The sequence below is a fragment of the Nocardioides convexus genome (assembly GCF_011090295.1).
Genome location: NZ_JAAMYA010000001.1, coordinates 1,591,069 through 1,609,871, shown reverse-complemented (window position 1 = coordinate 1,609,871; position 18,803 = coordinate 1,591,069). Strand labels below are relative to the sequence as shown.

Genomic DNA, 18,803 nt, shown 5'->3' with positions numbered 1-18,803 from the left:
CAGCGACAGCGCGGCCACGACGAGCGCGGCCGCGAGTGCGCGGGCTCCCATGCTTTCACTCCCTCCCCCGAGCACAGCCTAGACTCAGCGACGCCATGAGTGAGCCTGTTGCGCGACCTGCCCAGACCTTCGCCGAGGCGGAGGACGCCCTGCTGTCCCGCTGGCCCGAGACCCGGCTGGAGCCCTCGCTCGACCGGATCCGTGCGTTCACCGAGCCTGCTCGGTGACCCGCAGCGCTCCTACCGCTCGATCCACCTCACCGGGACCAACGGCAAGACGTCGACCTCGCGGATGATCGACGCCCTGCTGCGCGCCCTCGACCTACGCACCGGGCGCTTCACCAGCCCGCACGTGGAGAAGATGAGCGAGCGGATCAGCATCGACGGCGAGCCGCTGGACGACGAGGCCTTCGTGCGGGCGTTCAACGACATCGCGCCGTACACCCACCTGGTGGACCAGGCCGAGGCGCACCCGCTGAGCTTCTTCGAGACCGTCGTCGGGATGGCCTACGCCGCCTTCGCCGACGCTCCCGTCGACGCCGCCGTCGTCGAGGTCGGGATGGGCGGCTCGTGGGATGCCACCAACGTCATCGACGCCGACGTCGCGGTGGTCACCCCGATCGCCGTCGACCACGCGAGCCTACCTCGGTGGCACGCCCGTCGAGATCGCCCGCGAGAAGGCCGGCATCATCAAGGCGGGCTCGGTCGCCGTGCTGGCCCAGCAGAGCGCCGACGTCGCGGCGGTGCTGCTCGAGCGCGCGGCCGAGGTCGGCGCGACGGTCGCCCGCGAGGGCCTGGAGTTCGGCGTCGTCGCCCGGGTGCCGGCCGTCGGCGGCCAGGCGATCACCCTCCAGGGCCTCCGCGGCCGGTACGACGACGTCTTCCTCCCGCTCTACGGTGCCCACCAGGCGCAGAACGCCGCCGCCGCGCTCGCCGCCGTCGAGGCCTTCGTGGGAGGCGAGGAGCCGCTGGGCGACGACATCGTCCGCGGCGCCTTCGCCGAGATCACCTCGCCGGGCCGGCTGGAGATCGTGCGCCGCAGCCCCACCATCGTGCTCGACGCCGCCCACAACCCGCACGGCGCGGAGGCGGTGGCCGCCGCGCTGGAGGACTCCTTCCAGTTCGACCCGCTCATCGGTGTCGTCGGGGTGATGGGGGACAAGGACGCCGAGGGCCTGCTCGCCGCCTTCGAGCCGCACCTCGCGCACGTCGTGGTCACCCAGAACTCCACCGCCCGGGCCATGCCCGCCGACCGGCTGGCCGTCGTCGCGCGGGAGGTCTTCGGGGAGGACCGCGTCTCCGTCGTACCGTTCCTCGCCGACGCCATCGACGAGGCCGCCGGGCGGGCCGAGTCGGCCGGCAGCGACGCCCTCAGGCTCGGGCGCGGTGCTGGTGACCGGCTCCGTGGTCACCGTGGGCGAGGCGCGGCTGCTGCTCGGCGGCCGCAAGTGAGCGAGCGCGAGAAGTCCCCGCGCCGCGGGATGTGCGCGGCCGTGCTGTCGCTGGAGGCAATCGCGGTCGCGCTCTCGACGCCGGTCATGATCACCATCTCCGAGGTCAGCGCGCCGCTGGCGCTCTCCCTCGGCCTCGGCCTCGCCGTGGTGTGCGTCCTCGCGGCGGGGATGCTGCGCCGGGAGTCGGGGTACTACGTCGGTCACGCCGTCCAGGTGGGCGCGATCGCGCTGGGCTTCCTGGCCCCCATGATGTTCGTCGTCGGGGGCCTGTTCGCGCTGCTCTGGGGCTCGGCCTACGGCCTCGGGCTCAAGATCGAGCGGGAGCGGGCGGAGGCCTTCGCGGAGTACGACCGGCGCCACGGCTCGGTTGACTAGATACCGCTGGGTAGAGTGACCGCGTGCCTGTGATCATCGACAAGGCTCCTCCGCATCGGCGAGGGCAAGATCCTTCGCCGACTCGAGGGCATCGCGAAGGCCGTCAACGCCATCGAGGACGACTTCAAGGCGATGTCGGACGACGAGTGCGCGGGGGATGACGGACGAGTTCCGCAAGCGTCTCGCCGACGGCGAGGACCTCGACGACATCATGCCCGAGGCGTTCGCCACGGTGCGCGAGGCGGCCCGCCGCGTGCTCGGCCAGCGTCACTTCGACGTCCAGGTCATGGGCGGCGCGGCGCTGCACCTCGGCAACATCGCGGAGATGAAGACCGGTGAGGGAAAGACGCTCGTCTCGACCCTCCCGGCGTACCTCAACGCGCTCGAGGGCAAGGGCGTCCACGTCGTCACGGTCAACGACTACCTGGCCAAGTTCCAGTCCGAGATGATGGGCCGCGTCCACCACTTCCTCGGCCTGAGCGTCGGCGTGATCCTGCCGTCGATGCGTCCCGCCGAGCGGCGCGAGGCCTACGCCTGCGACATCACCTACGGCACCAACAACGAGACTCGGCTTCGACTACCTGCGCGACAACATGGCCTCCTCGCTGGAGGAGTGCGTGCAGCGCGGCCACAACTTCGCCGTCGTCGACGAGGTCGACTCGATCCTCATCGACGAGGCCCGGACCCCGCTGATCATCAGCGGTCCGACCCAGGACGAGGTGAAGTGGTACGACGAGTTCGCCAAGATCGCGCAGAAGGCTCACCAAGGACGTCGACTACGAGGTCGACGAGAAGAAGCGCACGATCTCCGTCCTCGAGGCCGGCATCACCCGGGTCGAGGACCACCTCGGCATCGAGAACCTCTACGAGTCGGCCAACACCCCGCTCATCTCCTTCCTGCACAACTCCATCAAGGCCAAGGAGCCTGTTCCGCAACGACAAGGAGTACGTCGTCATGGAGGGCGAGGTGCTCATCGTCGACGAGCACACCGGCCGCATGCTCGCGGGGCGCCGCTACAACGACGGTCTCCACCAGGCCATCGAGGCCAAGGAGGGCGTGAAGGTCCGCGAGGAGTACCAGACGCTCGCGACCGTCACCTTGCAGAACTACTTCCGCCTCTACGACAAGGCTCTCCGGGATGACCGGTACGGCGCTCACCGAGGCCTCGGAGTTCGACAAGATCTACGGCCTCGGCGTGGTCCCGATCCCGACCAACAAGCCGATGCTGCGCAAGGACCAGGCCGACCTGGTCTACCGCACCGAGGAGGCCAAGTACGACGCCGTGGTCGACGACATCGTCGAGCGCCACGAGAAGGGCCAGCCGGTCCTGGTCGGCACGGTCTCGGTGGAGAAGTCGGAGTACCTCCACCAGGCGCTCACCAAGCGCGGCGTGCCGCACTCGGTCCTCAACGCCAAGGTGCACGCCGAGGAGGCCAAGATCGTGGCCCTCGCCGGCCACAAGGGCGCGGTCACCGTGGCCACCAACATGGCCGGTCGCGGCACCGACATCATGCTCGGCGGATCGGTGGAGTTCCTCGCCGACCAGGAGCCTGCGCAAGAAGGGCCTGGAGCCGACCGGCGAGACCGCCGACGAGTACGAGGCCGCGTGGCCCGCGACGGTCGAGCGGTTCAAGGAAGAGGTCGCCAAGGAGCACGACGAGGTCCGCGGACTCGGCGGCCTCTACGTCATCGGCACCGAGCGCCACGAGTCGCGCCGCATCGACAACCAGGCTCCGCGGTCGCTCCGGCCGTCAGGGCGACCCGGGCGAGAGCCGGTTCTACCTCTCGCTGCAGGACGAGCCTGATGCGCCTGTTCAAGTCCGACTGGGTCGACCGGGTGCTGGTCATGCTCAAGATCCCGGACGACGTCCCGATCGAGAACAAGCGGGTCACCAACGCCATCGCCAACGCGCAGGGCCAGGTCGAGTCGCAGAACTTCGAGTCCCGCAAGAACGTCCTCAAGTACGACGACGTGATGGACCGCCAGCGCAAGGTGATCTACGGCGAGCGCCGCGAGGTGCTCGAGGGCGTCGACCTCGAGGAGCAGGTCCGCACCTTCATCGACGACGTCGTCACCGGCTTCGTCGGCGGCGCGCTCGACGAGTTCTCCGAGGAGTGGGACCTCGAGCAGGCTGTGGACCGACCTCAAGCAGTTCTGGCCGGTCTCGATCTCCTGGAAGGACATCGTCGAGGACGCCGGCTCGCAGGCCGCGCTGGAGAAGTCCGAGTCGATCGAGAAGCTCAAGGCGGACGCGCACGCGGCGTACGACCGCCGCGAGGAGGAGGTCGGCGAGGAGGTCGCTCGCGAGCTCGAGCGCCGCGTGCTGCTCTCCGTGCTCGACCGCAAGTGGCGTGAGCACCTCTACGAGATGGACTACCTGCGCGAGGGCATCTACCTGCGGGCCTACTCCCAGCGCGACCCGCTGGTGGAGTACCAGCGCGAGGGCTTCGACATGTTCGCCGCCATGATGGACGGCATCAAGGAGGAGACCGTCGGGTTCCTCTTCAACCTGGAGGTCCAGGTCGAGGAGGAGCAGGAGGTCCACTACCACGCCGACGGCACGGCCCACGCCGGCCCGATGCACGAGGGTGCCTTCGCCGAGCCGCCCGTCCAGGCTCGGCGCCGGCGGCGGGGTGGACCTGTCCACCATCTCCGAGGAGGCTCAAGGGCACGCCGAAGGTCACCGCCAAGGGCCTCGACACCCCGAAGCAGCCGCAGAACCTCTCCTACTCCGCCCCGGACGAGACCGGGCACGAGGAGGTCCGCGGGAGCACCGCGTCCAACGCCGACGACGAGTTCGCCGACGTCGGCCGCAACGCGCTGTGCCCCTGCGGCTCGGGCAAGAAGTACAAGCGCTGCCACGGTGCCCCCGGCGGTCCGACGGGTGTCGCCCTCCGAGGTTGAGTGGGGGTTTCCCACCCGCGAGTTGTGACTTCCCACCCGGAACCCGGGTGGGAAGTCCCATTTCAACGGTGGGAACTGCCAAGTCGAGGGTGGGAAACCCCCACTCGACCTATTGGAGGCCCATCCGCGGCTCGCCGCCGAGCAGGCCGGTGCCGGTCCGCACGCAGGAGCCGCCCCTCGGCGTACCGGCGTTGTAGGCCTGGCGCACGCACGAGCGGACGGCGAGACTGGCCCCAGTAGTTCGGGTGCAGCGACTCCTGGACGTAGTACGGGCTGGAGGAGCCGATGGTGCTCACCGTGCGGATCTGGTTGACCCACTCGGTGCGGTCGACGGCGCCCGCCGACGTCCAGGCTCGCCAGGCCGACCTCCTCGTAGAGCCCGACGCCGCTCTCGCACAACCGGCGGCCGGTGAAGGCGCTCGTCAGGTTGAGGACCTTGGCGTTGGTGATCCCGGCCGAGGTGATCGCCCCGGTCACCGCGTTGTTGATGGTCGGCAGCGCGGTGTTGTTGGCCCACGCGGCGTCGCTGTCCCAGAAGCCGCAGCCGCCGGTGCTCTGCCGGGAGTAGCCGCTCTGGCTGTAGCGCAGGGTGTTGGGCAGCGGCGAGGGGTAGTTCTGCACGAGCATGGTCCACTGCGTGTCGGCGTACCCGGCGTTGCGCATGGCGGTGCGCACGTTGCCCAGCGCTCCGGCGATCCTCGCCTTCACGGCGGCGATGTTGGCGCTGGAGAAGTTCGCCGTGACCGAGGAGTCGTCGGAGCAGTAGTCCTTCCACCAGGTCGGCGAGAGCAGGAAGTCCTGCACGCACTGCTGGACGATGCTGGCGAAGTTGAAGTCGTTGCCGCCGATGGAGACCACGACCATCCGCACGTTGTGGGTGCCGGCGAAGGTCTGCAGGGCGCGAGCCTGGCCGACCCCCTCGGTGCCGCTGTAGAAGTCCAGGCCGGGCTTGAAGGTGTCACCGGTGGCGGTGGCGGACTTCGCGCCGGAGCAGGCGAGGTTGAGGCTGCTCACGCCGCCGCCGATGTGGATCTCCGCGCTCCGGGAGCGGTGGCAGCGCTCGATCGCCTCGCCGGTGCCGCTGGCGTTGTCGTAGTACGCCGTCGGGCCGAGCGCGTCGGCGCGGGCACTGCTGTCGTTGGAGGAGCCGGCCCAGCGGCCCGCCTCCCCGGAGATGTAGGAGTCGCCGACCGAGACGACCCAGGGGGAGCCGGCCCCGGGGCCGTCGGCGTGCGCGGGGGAGGCGGTGAGCGGAGCGACGAGGGTCGCGCTGACGGCGGCGAGGGTGGCCGCGAGCGAACGGATCATGACCAGCAACGTAGTGACCTGGGTCACAGGTGAACAAGAGTCAGGTTCCCTAGGCGAAGTCGAGCGCGGTGCAGATCCAGTGCTGCTGGCTGCGCTCGAAGCGCACTGCGAGGGCTCGGGAGCGCTCGCCGTGGCGCACGTGCACCCCGCACTCGACGACGTCGTGGGTCACGAAGCAGGCGTGCACGCTGTGCACCCGCGGTCGCACCGCCTGCACCCGGGCCAGGCCGGGCTGGTGCCCGCCGGCCCGGGCCACCAGGTGGGCGCGGCGGCGCAGGTCGGCGTACACCTCGGGGTCGGTCCAGCGCACCAGCCTGCGAGGCCGGGCGGTCGCCACCGACGATCTCGACCGCCGCCTGGACGAAGCGCGTCGTCCACTCCTCGATGCTGCGCCGCACCCGCCGGTCGATCGGTACGACGGCCGCCCCCGGCCGGGTCGGTGGTGGCTGCGCGACCGGTGGGCCCTGCCGGGGGAGCAGGCTGAGCGCGAGGCTGCCCTGCGCGGACGCCACGGGCACGGCCAGCCGCACCCCGGTGGGCGGTGGTGGCGCGAGGCTCATCGGCGCTCCCGGGGAGGCTGGCAGGCGGAGCCGCTGGCCGGGATGGAGCAGGTCGGGGTCCGCGCCCACCACCTCGACGTTGAGCGCGTGCACCCGGCGCCCGTACGACGCCACGTCGCTCGCGCTCGCGCCGGCCCCCAGCGCCCGCGCGGAGATCGCCCAGAGGCTGTCGCCGGGCCGGACGAGCACCGTGCGTGCGGGCTCGGTGGTGCCGGCCGCCCGGTCGGGGAGCGGCAGCCCGGCAAGGCTCGCCGGCGCGGGCGGGTCCGGGTGCGCGCTCGCCGGCCCGGCGAGCACCGCCACGCCGCAGAGCGCGAGCAGCAGGGCCCGGACCGGGCCGACGGGGTGCGCGGGGGCGCCGGGCCGGCGGAGCCTGCCCCGCGACGGTGCTCCAGGTGGTGGTCACCAGCAGCGCGGTCGCGAGCAGGGCGAGGGCGGCGCAGGCCTGGACGAGCAGCCCGGGGAAGTCGCCGGCCGGGTCGCGCGCCAGCGCGGCGGCGGGAGCGGCGGCGAGCCGCACGAGGGCGGCGGCGCCGAGGGTGACGAGGAGGCCGAGCAGGGCAGCGCGGCGTCGTACGGAGGTGGTGTGCATCCCGAGAACCTTTGCGTTTGCTTCCGTTTGCCTCAGGATGCGTTGATTAGACAAGGATCGTCAAGTGGTCAGTGTGCAGCCGTTGCCGGAAGCGGGACGGCGGCGTGCGAGGGTGTCGGCCATGGGCTGGGAGGACGAGTCTGTTCGCGGTGTTCGACGACCTCGAGGCACAGGCGAGCGCGCTCTACGCGGGCGACCGGAGCGCCGAGGTCGCCGACCGGAGCCGCGCGGAGTACCAACAGGTCAGCCTGGCCAGCCGGCTGATGGCCAGCACCGGCACGAGCCTCACGCTCCGCGTGCGCGGCGCCGGACCGGTCACGGGCACCGTCGAGCGGGTGGCCGAGGGCTGGCTGCTGCTCGCCGCGGGGGAGCACGACTGGGTCGTCCACCTCGCGGCCGTGAGCACCGTCGAGGGTGCCTCGGTGCGCTCGGTCCCCGAGGTCGCCTGGTCGCCGCTGACCCGCCTGGGGCTGGCCTCTGCGCTGCGCCGGCTCGCCGAGGCGGGGGAGCGCTGCGTGCTGCACCTGGTCGACGGCTCCCGGCACGACGGCGTGCTGCGCCGGGTGGGCGCCGACTTCTGCGAGCCTGGTCGAGGGGGAGGACCGGCGGACCGTGCTGGTCGCCTTCGACGCCCTCGCCGCGGCCCAGTCGCGGCCCTAGGCTCCTAGGTCGCTTCCTCGTCGTACGGCGGGCGCTCGCCGGGCGCGAGCGGCTCGTGCCGCACGGCCGGCTCGTTGTCGCGCACCGCGTCCTCGAGTTCGTCGAGACTCGGCCATCGCCTCGGCGATGTGCTTGCGGACGATCGCGCGCGGGTCGAGGTCGCGCAGACTCCAGGTCGGCGTACTCCGGGCCGAGCTCCGAGCGCAGGCTCGTCGCGGGCGTTGTTGGCGAACGTGCGCAGGCTGGCGCACGAACCGGCCCGCCTGCTGGGCGAGACTCGGGCAGACGGTCGGGACCGAAGACGAGGACGGCGAGGACCGCGATGACGACGAGCTCGCCGAAGCCGATTCCGAACACGTCGTCCCGCCGGCGACTAGAACTTGTTGGTCGGCGTCAGGCCGAGCCTGGAGGCCGGCGAGCCCGCGGCCGCGGCCGTCGAGGCGCTCGGCGACCGCGCTCAGTGCGGTGGCGGCGGGGGCGGTCGGGTCGGACTCGACGATCGGCTTGCCCACGTCGCCGCCCTCGCGAAGGGAGACGTCGAGCGGGACCTGCCCGAGCAGCGGCACGTCGTAGCCGAAGCGCTCGGACAGCGTGGCCGCGACCCGCTCGCCTCCGCCGCTGCCGAAGATCTCGAGGCGGTGCTCCTTGCCCTCCTCCGCGCAGTGCGGGCAGGGCAGGTAGACTCATGTTCTCCACGACACCGACCACCCGCTGGTGCATCATCGAGGCCATCGTGCCGGCGCGCTCGGCGACCTCGGCGGCCGCCTCCTGCGGCGTGGTGACCACGACGACCTCGGCGCCGGGCAGGTGCTGGCCCAGCGAGATCGCCACGTCGCCGGTGCCCGGCGGCAGGTCGAGGAGCAGGACGTCGAGGTCGCCCCAGTAGACGTCGGCGAGCATCTGCACCAGCGCCCGGTCGAGCATCGGTCCGCGCCAGGCGACGACCTGGTCGCGGCGCGGCTTGAGCCTGCCCGATGGAGATCACCGAGACGCCCGAGGGGGTCGGCACCGGCATGATCAGGTCGTCGACCTGGGTCGGGCGGGAGTCGGCGACGCCGAGCATGGCGGGCACCGAGTGCCCGTAGATGTCGGCGTCCACGACGCCCACCTTGCGTCCGGCCTTGGCCAGCGCGAGGGCGAGGTTGACGGTGACCGAGGACTTGCCGACGCCGCCCTTGCCGGAGGCGATGGCGTAGACCTTGGTGAGCGAGCCGGGCTGGGCGAAGGGGATCTCGCGCTGGGCCCGGCCGCCGCGCAGCGTGTCGTGCAGGCCGGAGCGCTGCTCGGCGCTCATCACGCCCAGGCTCCACCTCGACGCCGGTCACGCCGTCGAGCGCGACCACCGCGGCCGTCACGTCACGGGTGATGGTGTCCTTGAGCGGGCAGCCGGCCACCGTCAGCAGCGCCTTGACGGTGACCACCGAGCCGCCGTCTCCGGGGGCGATGTCGACCGAGTCGACCATGCCGAGTCTCGGTGATGGGCCGCTTGATCTCCGGGTCGTTGACCTTGCTCAGGGCCGTCATGACCTGCTCGACGGAGGGGGACTGCTGCGTGCTGCTCACAACGCCCGAGTCTAGTTCGTGGGCGGCTGCGGGCGGTCGTCGGCGCCCTCGTGAGACGCCGCACGGTCCTCCTCGTCGCGGTCCTCGAGCCTGGGCGAGCAGGGTGCGCAGACTCGGAGCGGACGTAGTCGCGGGTGGCGACCTCGCCGACCGCCATCCGCAGCGCGGCCATCTCCCGCGCCAGGAACTCCATGTCGGCGTGCGCCCGGGCATCGGCCTGGCGGTCCTGCTCGGCGACCACCCGGTCGCGCGCCTCCTGGCGGTTCTGCGCGAGCAGGATCAGCGGGGCGGCGTACGACGCCTGGAGGCTGAGCATCAGCGTCAGGAAGATGAACGGGTACTCGTCGAAGCGGGCGCTCGCGGGTGCGACGAGGTTCCAGCCGACCCACACCACGACGAAGAGGGTCATGTAGATCAAGAAGGTCGCGGTGCCCATGAACCGCGCGAACTCCTCGGCGAAGACCCCGAAGGCGTCGCGGTTGAACGTGGGCCGCTTGACGATCTTGCGCCGCTCCTCGCGGGGCGTGTCCAGCCGCTCGGTACGCCGCGGGGTGCTCATCGCTCTCCGCCGTTGCGGTGGCGGGCGCGGTCGCGCCAGTTGGCCGGGAGCATGTGGTCGAGCAGGTCGTCGACGGTGACCGCGCCGATCAGCCGCTTGTCCTCGTCGACGACGGGCGCGGCGACCAGGTTGTAGGTCGCCAGGTGGGCGGCGACCTCGGCGGTCGAGGCCTCCGGGCGCAGCGGCTCGAGGGAGTCGTCGAGGGCGCCGGCGACCAGCGTGGAGGGCGGCTCGCGCAGCAGCCGCTGGATGTGGGCGACGCCGACCAGCCTTGCCGGTCGGGGTCTCCAGGGGCGGGCGGCACACGTAGACCAGCGCCGCCAGCGAGGGCGTCGACCGGGGTTGCGCACGTGCGCGAGGGCGTCGGCGATGGTGGCGTCGGGGCCGAGGATGACCGGCTCGGAGGTCATCATCGCGCCGGCGGTGTCCTCGACGTAGGACATCAGCCGCCGCACGTCCTCGGCCTCCTCCGGCTCCATCAGGCTCGAGCAGGATCTCGGCGGTCTCCGGCGGCGGACTCGCGGACCAGGTCGGCCGCGTCGTCGGGGGACATCTCCTCCAGCACGTCGGCGGCGCGCTCGGAGTCCAGCCCCTTGAGGATCTCGACCTGGTCGTCCTCGGGCAGGCTCCTCGAGGACGTCGGCGAGCCGCTCGTCGTCGAGCGCCAGGGCCACGGCCGTACGACGATCGACCGGGAGGTCGTGCAGGATGCTCGCCGCGTCGGCAGGGCGCATCTCGTTGAGCGCGGCGATCAGGTGGGTCGCCCCCTGGTCGCCGGTCTGGCGGTGCAGGCCGACGACGTCGCGCCACTCCACGACGTGGGTCTGGCCGCGCCGGCGGAAGCCCTTGGACGCCTCGCGCACCGCGACCCGGCTGAGCACCCAGTCCCGGTTGCGCGCGGGCTCCATCGCGACGTCGTAGACCGTGCCGGTGACGTCGGAGCCCTTGATGGTGACCGTCCGGTCGAGCATCTGGCCGATCACCAGGGTCTCGGTCGAGCGCTGCTCGAAGCGACGCATGTTGAGCAGACCGGTGGTGTAGACGTGCCCGCTGTCGATATTGGTGACACGGGTCATCGGGACGAAGATCCGTCGCCGGCCGAAGACCTCGGCGACCATCCCGAGCACGCGCGGCTGGGTGCCCTCGGTGCGCATGGCGACGACGAGGTCGCGGACCTTCCCGACCTGGTCCCCCTGGGGGTCGAAGATCGGGAGTCCGACCAGCCTTGCCGCGAACACGCGGGACGGGGTGGTGCTCACGTGGGTCAACGCTAGGCCATCGGCCCGCCGATCACCCGCCGGACCGGTCCCGCGGGTCTACCCTGGCCGCATGGGTGCACGAGGGATGGCAGGAGCGGGAGCGCTCGCCGCGGCGGTCCTGCTGCTCGCGGGCTGCGGCTCCGACGACGGCGACGACCGGGCCGGCGACACCGCCTCGCCCTCCGCGAGCGACACCACGAGCGACGCCACGAGCGCCACCACGAGCGCCACCACCGCGCCGGGGGCGACCACGACGCCGGCGCCGGCCGGCACCCCGGCCTGCGCCACCGTGTGGCGGACCGGCCGCACCCTGCCGCCCGGGTACGACGGCTGTGCCGACGCCGGGCTGCTGGTCGCGCCCGACGTCCTGGGCTGCTCCTCGGGCCAGGGACTGGTGCGCTACGGCGAGCGGTTCTGGGCCGTTCCCGGCGGTCCGGTGCAGGGCGGGAAGGGCACGCTGGCGAGCCTCCCGGGATTATCAGAAGGTGGTCTCGACCTGCCGCGGATGACGGTTTCGCCTCGCACCGTGCGTTAAAGTGACCGCACGCGAGAAGGGACCGGTCCGGCCCTTCGGGGCAGCAACGATGTTGCCGATCCACCCAAGACCCGACCGGACCCTCGGAGGTTGCTCATCGTGCGTCGTCTGCTCCTGGTGCTGGTCACCGCTGTCCTCTGCCTGCCGCTCGCCGCGGCGCTCCCGGCCGCCGAGGCGGCGCCGGCCGCGCCCGCCGCGGTCGCGCAGGCGCCCGTCGCGGCGCAGGTCGCCGCGAAGCGCGGCCCCTACGCCTGCTGGCGTGCTGCCAACGCGACCTGCCGCATCAACGGCGGTGTCACGTTCAGGCTCGGCCAACGGCTCCGACGCCCAGAAGTGGGCGATCATCAACCGGATCGTGTCCACGATCCGTCGGACGCCGTCCACCGCCACGATCCAGATCATGAGCCTGGAACATCATGTCCCGGGGCGGGGTCAGCGCGCTGATCGACGCGGCCAACCGCGGCGTGCGCGTGCGGGTGCTGATGGACGGCGCCAACCGCAGCAAGGACGTCCCGAACCCGGGCTTCACCCGTCTGGTCAAGGGCCTGCGCGCGGCCAACCGCGCCAAGAGCGCGAGCCTTCCCGAAGACCCGCTACAGCCTACGCGAAGACCTGCCAGGGCTCGTGCCGCCGCGGCAACGCCGCCTCCGCGCACGCCAAGTACTACATGTTCTCCAAGGTCGGCGCGACGCGGAACGTCGTCATGCAGGGCTCGGCCAACCTCACCGCGGCCGCGGCGTCGAACCAGTGGAACGACCTGGTGACCTACACCGACAACGCCCCGCTCTACGGCTTCTTCAACACCACCTTCGTGCAGATGTGGCAGGACCGCTACGTCTCGCCGAGCTGGCGCCAGTTCAAGGGCTCGACCTACGAGATGTACTTCTCGCCGCGCCTCAACGGCGACGTCGACCCGCTGACCTACCAGGCTCCAGCGCGTGCGCTGCACCGGCACGACCGCCGGCCGCAACGGGCGCACCGTGATCCGGGCGGCTCCCGACGTCTTCCGCGGCACCTGGGGCATGACCGTGGCCAGGCTCCTGCGCAAGGCTGTGGAACGAGGGTTGCGACATCAAGATCGGCTACACCGTCATCGGCGTGGACGTGAAGAGGTACATCAGCGCCCCCCGGTGGCCGTGGCCCGGTCCCGCACCGCCAGGCTCGCCCAGGACGTCGACGGCGACAAGGTGCTGGACAAGTACTTCCACCTCAAGGCGTGGACGATCAACGGCCGCTCGATCGCCAACGGCAAGGACCAGAAGTCCTACTACTGGATGATGCAGGGCTCCTCGAACGTCTCGGACCTGTCGAAGATCTCGGACGAGAACATCGGTGTCTTCAAGTACGCCTCGGTCACCTTGAAGTACCAGAACTACATCGACCGCTGGTTCACGAACCCGCCGCGCAGCCGGCCGGTCATCCCCTCGCGGGTGCCGAAGAACGTGGACCCGTACGCCAAGATGGAGATGGACTGACGCCGTGAGCGACCTGACCGGGCGGGCCGTCGCGACGGCCCGCCGGGTCGTCGCGACAGTCGGGCGCACGCGGGTGACCCGCGTGGACGGCGACGGCATCGACCTCGTCGTCCACGGCGAGGACCGGGTCGTGGACGTGCTCTTCGACGGCCGGCGGATCTGGTCGTTCTGGCTGTGGCGCGACACCGAGCGGCCGCACCGCAGCCTCAACCGTCGTACGGTCGCGTGGCCGGAGCGGATGAAGCCCTACCTCAAGGGCGAGACCGAGTCTGGTCTTCCGCGACCACGTGCTCGGCGCCGACATCGGCCGCTTCGAGCAGCGCTTCGGTGAGGACTCGGGCCGGGTCGCCTTCGTCAACAGCCAGGGCCTGGAGATCAGCCTCGACAAGTCGGGCCGGTTCAGCCCGACCTTCGGCGGTCGTACGCCGGAGCAGACTCGCGCCGTTGCTGGACGCCATGGACAGCGTCATCGCGATGCTCGCCGAGCTCGACGTCCAGGCGTTCCCGGCGTACGGCACCCTGCTCGGCGCGGTCCGCGAGGGCGACTTCCTCGGCCACGACTCCGACGCCGACCTCGGCTACGTCTCGCGCCACCACACGCCGGTGGACGTGATCACCGAGTCCTACCGGCTGCAGCGCGCGGTCAGCGAGCGCGGCTTCGCGACCTACCGCTACAGCGGCGCCGCCTTCCGGATCGACGTGCAGGAGGCCGACGGCTCGGTCCGCGGCCTGGACCTGTTCGGCGGCTTTCACGACTCCGGGCGGCTCTACCTGATGGGCGAGGTCGGCACCGACTTCGAGGAGAGCCTGGCTCTACCCGTTCACGACCTGCACGCTCGCCGGGCGCGAGTACCCCGCACCGGCGCGGCCGGAGAAGCTCCTCGAGGCGATGTACGGCGCGGCGTGGAAGGTCCCGGACCCGGCGTTCAAGTTCGAGACGCCCCGCTCGACCACCCAGCGCCTCAACGACTGGTTCCGCGGGATGACCTTCTTCCGCCGCGAGTGGGAGCGGCGGATGATCCGTGCCGGCGCCCGGGTCCCGCAGGGCAAGCCCTCGGGCCTGGCCCGCTACGTCGCCCAGGAGGCCCCGGCGGGTGCCACCATCTTCGACGTCGGCGCCGGCCTCGGCACCGACGCGCTGTGGCTGGCCGGCGAGGGCCGCACCGTGCGTGCCTACGACTACGTGCCCCGGGCCAGCCGCGGCGCGCTGCGCGGGGCGACCCAGCGCGGGCACGACCTGAGCGTGCGCGCGCTCAACCTCACCGACTACCGCTCGGTGCTCAGCGAGGGCGCCCGGGTGGTGCGCGAGCCGGGGGAGCGGGTGATCCTGGCGCGGCACGTGCTCGACGCCACCAACGGACCCGGCCGCGACGGCCTGCTCCGCTTCGCCGCCCTCGCGCTGCGCGGCGGCGGGACGCTCTATGCTGACGTCTGGACCGGGGGCGGTGAGCAGCCGTACGGGCTCCGTCCGCTCGACATCGACCAGGCTGGTCGAGACTCACCACGCGGCACGGCGGCACGGTGGTGTCCGTGAGCCCGGTGAAGGTCAAGGACGCGGACAAGCAGATCAAGCGATTGGTGGCGCAGTGGGCATGAGGGGCGGCCGAGCGGCCAAGGACGAGCTCCAGGAGCCTGCGGACCCGGGTCGAGAGCATCGAGGGCTCGATCGCCGAGCCTGCGCCGGCACCACCTGCGCCTGGCCGGGCCTGACCGACCTGGTCCAGGAGCCTGCTGGTGCCGATCGCGAAGCGGGACGAGGAGAAGGTCGCCGCCGCGATCGACAAGTTCCAGCAGGGACTCTGACCCCGTGGCGCGCCGCGTCTTCCTCCACATCGGACTGCCCAAGACGGCGACGAGCCTACCTGCAGACCATCCTGTGGTCCTCGCGGGACCAGACTGCGCGCCGAGGGACTGCTGCTGCCGGGCACCGAGCGCCGTGACCACCTGTGGGCCTCCCGCGTCGTGCGCGAGGGGGAGAAGATCCGCAAGCGCCCCGAGCGCGAGCAGACCTCCTGGGACCGGCTGCGCACCGAGCTCGCCGGGTGGGACCGCGACGGCCTGGTCAGCCACGAGTTCTTCGCCGCTGCGAGTGCCGAGCAGGCCGTGGCCATGGTCGAGGCGCTCGCCCCGGCGCAGGTCGAGGTCGTGGTCACCGCCCGCGAGCCGCTGGGCCTGTTCACCGCCAGGCTGGCAGGAGAGCCTGAAGAACAAGAGCACCACCCCGATGGCGGAGTACTCCCGGGCCGTCTCCCCGCACCCGACCGCGATCTGGAACTGGCGCACCCTCGACCTGCGACTGGTCCTGGAGCGCTGGTCCCAGGCCGTGCCGCACGAGCGGATCCACGTGCTGCCGCTGGACCGTACCGCCGCCCGCGAGGAGATCTGGCACCGCTTCGGTGGCCTGCTCGGTCTCGACACCGCGGCCTACGACCTCTCGCAGTCCTTCCCCAACGAGTCGATGGGCGTGGTCGAGGCGGAGCCTGTTGCGCCGCGTCAACGGCCACCTCGACGGCTTCGACAAGGCCTTCGACCGCGGCGTCTACATCCGCACCTTCCTCGCCGACGAGCGCCTGGTGCCGCGCAGGGGTGAGCCCTTCTGGCCCTTCCCGGACCAGGTCGAGGACTGCCGCGAGCGCTCCCGCGCCGCGATCGCCTACCTGCGCGAGCACCGCGTGGACGTGGTCGGCGACGTCGAGCACCTGCGGGTGCCCGACGAGCCTGCCCGAGCGCCGTACGCCGGACAGCGTCACCGACGCCGAGGTCGCCGACGCCGCCACGGAGCTGGTCGCCACCCTGCTCGGCGACGTGCGGGCACTGCGCACGGCGGCGCCGGCGGCGAGCGTCAGCCCGCGCTCCGCACGGTTGCCGTGGCGTAGACGTAGTGGTGGTCGCTGACCTGGCGCGACACGGGGGAGCGGTCCTCGACGTAGTCGCTGAAGGCGACGTCGGGGGTGGCCGTCACCCAGTCGACCGCCAGCGCCCGCGCGGGGTGGCAGCCGCCGGCGGTGGAGCCGCCGATCGCGGCGACCATGCCGGTGGGCGGCATCACCCGGCAGAAGAACTCCTCGCGGCCGTTCATGTCGCCGGTGAGGAAGATCGGGATGCCGTCGGCCTTGAGCCGGTTGATCACCGAGACCGCGGTGTCGAGACCGGCGGCACGGCTGCCGGCGTACTTCCCGCCACCCGCGGAGGTGTGCATGTTGAGGAAGTAGAACTCGAGCTTGGTCTGCTTGTGGCGCAGCCGGACGATGGTCTGCGGCCGCACGCTGTGCATGAAGGTGATCGCGAAGGAGTCGGTCGAGACGAGGTCGAAGACCTTCGGGTCCCAGATGATCGAGTTGTCCGGGTCCGAGCCGCCCGGCCAGGCCTGGAAGCCGAGCCCGTTGGTGATGCCCGCGAGCCTGGCTCGACTTGACCTCCTGCAGGCCCGCCACGGCGACGCCGGAGCGGCGCAGGTAGTCGATGGTCTGGGGGTGCGCCAGGCTCGCGCTCGGCCACGAGGCGTGCTGGCCGCCGGGGTCGGTGTGCTGGGTGGCCAGCACGTTGAAGGTGCCGATCTTGAACGAGACGTCGCGGATGCGGGTCCGCTGGGACTCCGCGGCGATCCTCAGGCTTCTCCAGGTCCGGGTTCACCGGGGTGCCCGCGGACGGGCTCGCCTTCGGTGCCGCGGGGGCGGTCGCGGTGAGGGGCTCGATCAGGCTCGCCGTCGACCTCGCGCTCCTCGGCGTCGTGCCGCGGACGGGACGGGTCGGCGGCCTGTGCGATGTCGGCGCGGGCCGCGACCGGGTCGGTCGCGGCGTCCGGAGCGCCACCGTCCCACAGTGTCGCGACGCCGAGCAGGATCGCGCCGAGCAGCACCACCGCCACCACCGGGAGGAGCCTCCGAACGCGCGGCAGAGCGGCGTGGTCCGGAGTGGTCGGGCATGGCGGGTATCGTACCGGAGGCCCTGCGCATCGGCGGGGTTGTCGGACAAGGCCCGGAGGAGGATCGCGGTGAGCGGCACGCGGTCCTTCCGCTCCGACATCCAGGGTCTGCGTGCCCTGGCCGTCGGCCTGGTGATCCTCGCCCACGCGGGCTTCCGCACCGCCTCCGGCGGGTTCGTCGGGGTCGACGTCTTCTTCGTGATCTCCGGCTTCCTGATCATCGGGCTGCTGCTGCGCGAGGCGGGTGAGTCGGGGCGGATCTCGATCCTCGACTTCTACGCCCGCCGGGCCCGGCGGGTGATCCCGGCGGCGACGGTCGTGCTGGTCGCGACGGCCGCCGCGTCGGCGTACCTGCTGCCGTTGACGCGAGGCCAGGAGGTCATCAAGGACTCGGTCTGGGCGGCCTTCTTCGCCGCCAACATCCGCTTCCGCCTCGTCGAGACCGACTACTTCTCCCAGGGCGAGCCGCCGTCGCCGGTGCAGCACTACTGGTCGCTGTCGGTGGAGGAGCAGTTCTACATCGTCATCCCGCTGCTCCTGCTCCTCGTCGCCGTGCTGGTACGACGCCAGGTGCTGCGCCGCGCGACCTTCGCCGTGCTCGGGGTGGTCGCCCTCGGCTCGCTCGCGTGGTCGGTCCACGTGACCTCGACCGACCCGACCGGCGCCTACTTCTCGACCGCCGCCCGGGCCTGGGAGACTCGGCATCGGCGGGCTCGCCGCGGTGCTGGTGTGGGGCCGCTCGCCGCGGCTGGGGCGGTGGGCCAGCGAGGGGCTGCTCGCGCTCGGCCTGGCCCTGGTCGCCTACGCGACGCTGACGTTCGACGCGCGCACGGCGATGCCCGGCAGCGCCGGCCTGGTGCCGGTGCTGGGGGCGGCGCTGATGCTGGCGGCGGGCAGCACGACGGGCGCACCCTCGACGTACCTGTTCCGGCTGTTCTCGATCGCCCCGGCGCGGGTGGTGGGGGACTGGTCGTACTCCCTCTACCTGTGGCACTTCCCGGTGCTGCGCCTGGCCGAGGAGCACTGGGGCGAGCAGCGGCTCTCCAAGCCGCACCTGCTCCTCGCGCTGGTGCTGATCTTCGCGCTGAGCGCGGCGAGCCTACTACTTCGTCGAGCAGCCCTTCCGCAAGGGCGTGCGCTGGCGGCCGCGGCTGCGTGCGATCGCGCTCTACCCGGTCAGCCTGGCCCTGGTGGTCGTGACCGCCGTGGGCGCGCACGCCTGGGTCGACCGCCAGGCTCGCCGCGCTGGACGACAACCCCGAGATCGCGGTCTCCGACTACGCCAAGGACGGGCTGGACCGCGACCCGGCGGTCGCCCTGGTCGAGGCATCGGTGCTGGCCGCGCAGGCGGACCGGCCGATCCCCGGGGGCCTGCGGCCCGAGCCTGGGCGCGGTGCGCGAGTCGGTGGCCCCGCTCGGCGAGTGCGACTACCGCACCGAGACCCGGGAGCCTGTGCGCCTTCGGCGACCCCGACGCCGAGCGCACCATCGTGGTCACCGGCGACTCGCACGCCCGGCACTGGGGCCCGGCGCTGACGACGATCGGGAAGAAGTACGGCTACCGGGTCTACCAGGCTGGTCTACAGCGGCTGCCCGGCGATGACCTACACCCGGCTCACTGACGGCGGCCGGC

Annotated in this window: 23 protein-coding genes and 7 pseudogenes; 20 read left to right on the top strand and 10 right to left on the bottom strand. The window is 71.9% G+C overall.

Going from position 1 to position 18,803, the window contains the following annotated elements; translation table 11 throughout:
* Positions 1-95: 95 nt before the first annotated feature.
* The 6 genes and pseudogenes from G5V59_RS36550 to G5V59_RS11980 all read left to right on the top strand — a co-directional run bounded on the left by G5V59_RS36550 (position 96) and on the right by G5V59_RS11980 (position 4,734).
* A complete protein-coding gene (locus G5V59_RS36550; RefSeq protein ID WP_341350922.1) occupies positions 96-227 on the top strand; it encodes a hypothetical protein in 132 nt (43 codons plus the stop codon).
* A pseudogene (locus G5V59_RS36545) lies at positions 202-579 on the top strand (dihydrofolate synthase); the annotation flags it as partial. The gene G5V59_RS36550 and the pseudogene G5V59_RS36545, both read left to right, overlap by 26 nt.
* Positions 575-1,186: pseudogene (locus tag G5V59_RS36540) on the top strand (cyanophycin synthetase); the annotation flags it as partial. The pseudogenes G5V59_RS36545 and G5V59_RS36540, both read left to right, overlap by 5 nt.
* Before the next feature lie 54 nt (positions 1,187-1,240).
* A complete protein-coding gene (locus tag G5V59_RS36535; RefSeq protein ID WP_341351195.1) occupies positions 1,241-1,828 on the top strand; it encodes a DUF4233 domain-containing protein in 588 nt (195 codons plus the stop codon).
* Positions 1,829-1,882: 54 nt separating this feature from the next.
* A pseudogene (gene secA / locus G5V59_RS11985) lies at positions 1,883-4,351 on the top strand (preprotein translocase subunit SecA); the annotation flags it as partial.
* Between the two features lie 299 nt (positions 4,352-4,650).
* Complete coding sequence (locus G5V59_RS11980; RefSeq protein ID WP_278259813.1) at positions 4,651-4,734, top strand: SEC-C metal-binding domain-containing protein; 84 nt, start codon at positions 4,651-4,653, stop codon at positions 4,732-4,734.
* Between the two features lie 1,357 nt (positions 4,735-6,091).
* Here G5V59_RS11980 and G5V59_RS11975 read toward each other — a convergent pair.
* Both G5V59_RS11975 and G5V59_RS11970 read right to left on the bottom strand, forming a co-directional pair.
* Positions 6,092-6,319 carry an Rv3235 family protein gene (locus G5V59_RS11975; RefSeq protein ID WP_278259812.1) on the bottom strand — a complete coding sequence of 76 codons (228 nt, stop codon included), beginning with the start codon at positions 6,317-6,319 and terminating at the stop codon, positions 6,092-6,094.
* Positions 6,211-7,194 carry a hypothetical protein gene (locus tag G5V59_RS11970; RefSeq protein ID WP_278256579.1) on the bottom strand — a complete coding sequence of 328 codons (984 nt, stop codon included), beginning with the start codon at positions 7,192-7,194 and terminating at the stop codon, positions 6,211-6,213. Before G5V59_RS11970 ends, G5V59_RS11975 begins: the two co-directional genes overlap by 109 nt.
* Before the next feature lie 149 nt (positions 7,195-7,343).
* Here G5V59_RS11970 and G5V59_RS11965 point away from each other — a divergent pair, with 149 nt between their 5' ends.
* Positions 7,344-7,862: a hypothetical protein gene (locus G5V59_RS11965; protein ID WP_278260293.1), complete on the top strand. Its 519-nt coding sequence runs from the start codon at positions 7,344-7,346 to the stop codon at positions 7,860-7,862.
* Positions 7,863-8,163: 301 nt separating this feature from the next.
* Here G5V59_RS11965 and G5V59_RS11960 read toward each other — a convergent pair.
* The 6 genes and pseudogenes from G5V59_RS11960 to G5V59_RS11935 all read right to left on the bottom strand — a co-directional run.
* Positions 8,164-8,211 (bottom strand): annotated as a pseudogene (locus G5V59_RS11960) (hypothetical protein); the annotation flags it as partial.
* Positions 8,212-8,227: 16 nt separating this feature from the next.
* Positions 8,228-9,378 (bottom strand): annotated as a pseudogene (locus G5V59_RS11955) (P-loop NTPase).
* Between the two features lie 151 nt (positions 9,379-9,529).
* A pseudogene (locus tag G5V59_RS11950) lies at positions 9,530-9,976 on the bottom strand (DUF1003 domain-containing protein); the annotation flags it as partial.
* On the bottom strand, positions 9,973-10,386 hold the full coding sequence (locus G5V59_RS11945; protein ID WP_278259811.1) for a CBS domain-containing protein: 414 nt from the start codon (positions 10,384-10,386) through the stop codon (positions 9,973-9,975). The gene G5V59_RS11945 and the pseudogene G5V59_RS11950, both read right to left, overlap by 4 nt.
* A gap of 68 nt (positions 10,387-10,454) precedes the next feature.
* On the bottom strand, positions 10,455-10,565 hold the full coding sequence (locus tag G5V59_RS11940; RefSeq protein WP_278259810.1) for a hypothetical protein: 111 nt from the start codon (positions 10,563-10,565) through the stop codon (positions 10,455-10,457).
* 463 nt (positions 10,566-11,028) lie between these two features.
* Positions 11,029-11,214 (bottom strand): annotated as a pseudogene (locus tag G5V59_RS11935) (PRC-barrel domain-containing protein); the annotation flags it as partial.
* A 91-nt stretch (positions 11,215-11,305) separates the two neighbouring features.
* Between G5V59_RS11935 and G5V59_RS11930 the strand changes: the two are divergent.
* The 11 genes from G5V59_RS11930 to G5V59_RS11880 all read left to right on the top strand — a co-directional run bounded on the left by G5V59_RS11930 (position 11,306) and on the right by G5V59_RS11880 (position 16,121).
* Positions 11,306-11,770, top strand: a complete 465-nt coding sequence (locus tag G5V59_RS11930; RefSeq protein WP_278256578.1) for a hypothetical protein — start codon at positions 11,306-11,308, stop codon at positions 11,768-11,770.
* A 99-nt stretch (positions 11,771-11,869) separates the two neighbouring features.
* Positions 11,870-12,214 (top strand): hypothetical protein, encoded by a 345-nt coding sequence (locus tag G5V59_RS11925; protein WP_278256577.1) that lies wholly within the window; start codon positions 11,870-11,872, stop codon positions 12,212-12,214.
* The gene (locus G5V59_RS11920; RefSeq protein WP_278256576.1) at positions 12,126-12,878 is read left to right on the top strand and encodes a hypothetical protein; all 753 of its coding nucleotides are present in this window, start codon (positions 12,126-12,128) and stop codon (positions 12,876-12,878) included. The genes G5V59_RS11925 and G5V59_RS11920 overlap by 89 nt, the downstream gene beginning before the upstream one ends.
* Positions 12,799-13,245 carry a hypothetical protein gene (locus tag G5V59_RS11915; RefSeq protein ID WP_278256575.1) on the top strand — a complete coding sequence of 149 codons (447 nt, stop codon included), beginning with the start codon at positions 12,799-12,801 and terminating at the stop codon, positions 13,243-13,245. Before G5V59_RS11920 ends, G5V59_RS11915 begins: the two co-directional genes overlap by 80 nt.
* A gap of 4 nt (positions 13,246-13,249) precedes the next feature.
* Entirely contained in the window at positions 13,250-13,576 is a 327-nt protein-coding gene (locus G5V59_RS11910; RefSeq protein ID WP_278256574.1) for a hypothetical protein, read from the top strand.
* Positions 13,533-14,231, top strand: a complete 699-nt coding sequence (locus G5V59_RS11905) for a hypothetical protein (protein WP_278256573.1) — start codon at positions 13,533-13,535, stop codon at positions 14,229-14,231. The genes G5V59_RS11910 and G5V59_RS11905 overlap by 44 nt, the downstream gene beginning before the upstream one ends.
* Positions 14,228-14,779: a hypothetical protein gene (locus G5V59_RS11900; RefSeq protein WP_278256572.1), complete on the top strand. Its 552-nt coding sequence runs from the start codon at positions 14,228-14,230 to the stop codon at positions 14,777-14,779. Before G5V59_RS11905 ends, G5V59_RS11900 begins: the two co-directional genes overlap by 4 nt.
* The gene (locus G5V59_RS11895) at positions 14,691-15,185 is read left to right on the top strand and encodes a hypothetical protein (protein WP_278256571.1); all 495 of its coding nucleotides are present in this window, start codon (positions 14,691-14,693) and stop codon (positions 15,183-15,185) included. The genes G5V59_RS11900 and G5V59_RS11895 overlap by 89 nt, the downstream gene beginning before the upstream one ends.
* Positions 15,186-15,191: 6 nt before the next feature.
* The gene (locus G5V59_RS11890; RefSeq protein ID WP_278256570.1) at positions 15,192-15,449 is read left to right on the top strand and encodes a hypothetical protein; all 258 of its coding nucleotides are present in this window, start codon (positions 15,192-15,194) and stop codon (positions 15,447-15,449) included.
* 20 nt (positions 15,450-15,469) lie between these two features.
* Positions 15,470-15,835, top strand: coding sequence for a hypothetical protein (locus tag G5V59_RS11885; RefSeq protein ID WP_278256569.1), 366 nt, complete (start codon positions 15,470-15,472; stop codon positions 15,833-15,835).
* Positions 15,819-16,121: a hypothetical protein gene (locus G5V59_RS11880; RefSeq protein ID WP_278256568.1), complete on the top strand. Its 303-nt coding sequence runs from the start codon at positions 15,819-15,821 to the stop codon at positions 16,119-16,121. The genes G5V59_RS11885 and G5V59_RS11880 overlap by 17 nt, the downstream gene beginning before the upstream one ends.
* Here the strand turns inward: G5V59_RS11880 and G5V59_RS11875 are convergent.
* A complete protein-coding gene (locus tag G5V59_RS11875; protein WP_278256567.1) occupies positions 16,088-16,519 on the bottom strand; it encodes a hypothetical protein in 432 nt (143 codons plus the stop codon). The two genes, G5V59_RS11880 and G5V59_RS11875, sit on opposite strands and share 34 nt — an antisense overlap.
* 333 nt (positions 16,520-16,852) lie before the next feature.
* Complete coding sequence (locus G5V59_RS11870; RefSeq protein ID WP_278256566.1) at positions 16,853-17,116, bottom strand: hypothetical protein; 264 nt, start codon at positions 17,114-17,116, stop codon at positions 16,853-16,855.
* Positions 17,117-17,239: 123 nt separating this feature from the next.
* On the opposite strand from G5V59_RS11870, the gene G5V59_RS11865 reads away from it, so the two are divergent.
* Together G5V59_RS11865 and G5V59_RS11860 are read left to right on the top strand one after the other, a co-directional pair.
* Entirely contained in the window at positions 17,240-18,370 is a 1,131-nt protein-coding gene (locus tag G5V59_RS11865; protein ID WP_278256565.1) for an acyltransferase, read from the top strand.
* On the top strand, positions 18,304-18,792 hold the full coding sequence (locus G5V59_RS11860) for an SGNH hydrolase domain-containing protein (protein ID WP_278256564.1): 489 nt from the start codon (positions 18,304-18,306) through the stop codon (positions 18,790-18,792). Before G5V59_RS11865 ends, G5V59_RS11860 begins: the two co-directional genes overlap by 67 nt.
* Positions 18,793-18,803 lie beyond the last annotated feature (11 nt).

Coding starts and splice junctions, on each gene's coding strand:
- G5V59_RS11945 (WP_278259811.1), bottom strand. CDS start 10,386: ATGACCTCCGAGCCGGTCATCCTCGGCCCCGACGCCACCATCGCCGAC.
- G5V59_RS36535 (WP_341351195.1), top strand. CDS start 1,241: ATGCCCGCCGACCGGCTGGCCGTCGTCGCGCGGGAGGTCTTCGGGGAG.
- G5V59_RS11875 (WP_278256567.1), bottom strand. CDS start 16,519: ATGCACAGCGTGCGGCCGCAGACCATCGTCCGGCTGCGCCACAAGCAG.
- G5V59_RS11885 (WP_278256569.1), top strand. CDS start 15,470: ATGGCGGAGTACTCCCGGGCCGTCTCCCCGCACCCGACCGCGATCTGG.
- G5V59_RS11930 (WP_278256578.1), top strand. CDS start 11,306: ATGGGTGCACGAGGGATGGCAGGAGCGGGAGCGCTCGCCGCGGCGGTC.
- G5V59_RS36550 (WP_341350922.1), top strand. CDS start 96: ATGAGTGAGCCTGTTGCGCGACCTGCCCAGACCTTCGCCGAGGCGGAG.
- G5V59_RS11900 (WP_278256572.1), top strand. CDS start 14,228: ATGACCTTCTTCCGCCGCGAGTGGGAGCGGCGGATGATCCGTGCCGGC.
- G5V59_RS11970 (WP_278256579.1), bottom strand. CDS start 7,194: ATGCACACCACCTCCGTACGACGCCGCGCTGCCCTGCTCGGCCTCCTC.